2 protein-coding genes are annotated in these 1,524 nt (G+C 71.9%); both read left to right on the top strand.

The genetic code is table 11. The annotated features are described in order from the left end of the window. Positions 1-423, top strand: a 423-nt coding sequence (locus PKE44_RS17435; RefSeq protein WP_324553802.1) for a dihydrofolate reductase family protein, incomplete at its 5' end; no start/stop codon positions are given. An 82-nt stretch (positions 424-505) separates the two neighbouring features. Continuing rightward, positions 506-1,524, top strand: a 1,019-nt coding sequence (gene ribB / locus PKE44_RS17430; protein ID WP_324553801.1) for a 3,4-dihydroxy-2-butanone-4-phosphate synthase, incomplete at its 3' end; no start/stop codon positions are given.

Genomic DNA, 1,524 nt, shown 5'->3' with positions numbered 1-1,524 from the left:
GCCGCGCGCCTGATCGGCCGGCCCGGGCGCACGCTGATCGTCTGCGGCCCGCAGGCCGGCGTCGCCGAGGCGGCGGCGCTGACGGCGTACGGCGTCGACATCGAGCGCGTGCCGGTGCGGGGCGGCGGTCTCGATCTCGATGCGGTGCTCGCAAGCCTGGCGGCGCGCGGCTGCAACGAGGTTCACGCCGAGTGCGGCGCGCGGCTGGCCGGGGCGCTGCTCGCCGCCGGGCGGGTCGATGAGCTCGTCGTCTATCTGGCACCGTTGCTGCTTGGCGATGCCGCGCGCGGCCTCGCGCGGCTGCCGGGCCTCGAACGCATGGAGCAGCGCCTCGAATTCGACTGGACCGACGTGCGCAGCGTCGGTCGCGACCTGCGCCTGACGCTCGCCCCGCGCGGGCCGTCGGCGCCGGCGGTATCCTGAGCGCATTCATCGGGTACGCGGCCACCGGGCCGTGCCTCTGTCACCGCCGGTACCGGCGTCCGGTACCGGCCTGCGAGTCATCATGTCGCTGAACACGATCGAAGAACTGCTCACCGACCTGCGTCAGGGGCGCATGGTGCTGGTGATGGACGACGAGGACCGCGAGAACGAAGGCGATCTGCTGATGATCGCCTCGCTGACGCGGCCCGAGGATGTCAACTTCATGGCCCGCTACGGTCGCGGCCTGATCTGCCTGACGCTGACCCGCGAGCGCTGCCAGCAGCTGCGGCTGCCGCTGATGGTCACCAACAACGGCACGCCGTTCGCGACCAACTTCACGGTCTCGATCGAGGCCGCCGAGGGCGTGACCACCGGCATCTCCGCGTACGACCGCGCCCACACGATCCGTACCGCCGTGCGCCCCGATGCGCGCCCCGAGGACCTCGTCCAGCCCGGCCACATCTTCCCGCTGATGGCGCAGACCGGCGGCGTGCTGACGCGCGCCGGCCACACCGAGGCCGGCTGCGACCTCGCGCGCCTCGCCGGCTACGAGCCGGCGGCGGTGATCTGCGAGGTGCTGAACGAGGACGGCACGATGGCGCACCGCCCGGAACTCGAACGCTTCGCCACCGAGCACGGCATCAAGATGGGCACGATCGCGGATCTCATCCGCTACCGCCTCGCCAACGAGCCGACCGTCGAGCGTGTCGCCGAATGCCCGCTGCCGACGAAGCACGGAGACTTCCGTCTCTATGCCTATCAGGACGTGCTGACGAGGCAGCTGCATTACGCGCTGGTCAAGGGCCGGCCGGGGCCGGCCGACACCGCGCTGGTGCGCGTGCACGTGCAGAACACGCTCGGCGATCTCTTCGGCGCGCGCATCGCCGAATGCGGCTGGCCGCTCGACGATGCGCTGGCGCGCATCGCCGCCGATGCCGCGCCCGGCGTCGTCATCGTGCTCGCGCGTCAGGAGGAGCCGCGCGAAATGGTGCGGCGCATCCGCCATTATCAGGTGCACGGGCCGCAGGCCGCCAAGCCGCCGGCGCCGGAGTCGGCGCAGGAGCTGCGCACCTACGGCATCGGCGCGCAGATCCTGATCGA

Origin of the sequence: Plasticicumulans sp., assembly GCF_035331805.1 — a bacterium.
Classification (GTDB): domain Bacteria; phylum Pseudomonadota; class Gammaproteobacteria; order Competibacterales; family Competibacteraceae; genus Plasticicumulans.
Note: the sequence above shows the minus strand (reverse complement) of the source record. Positions and strands in the feature narration are given on the sequence as shown.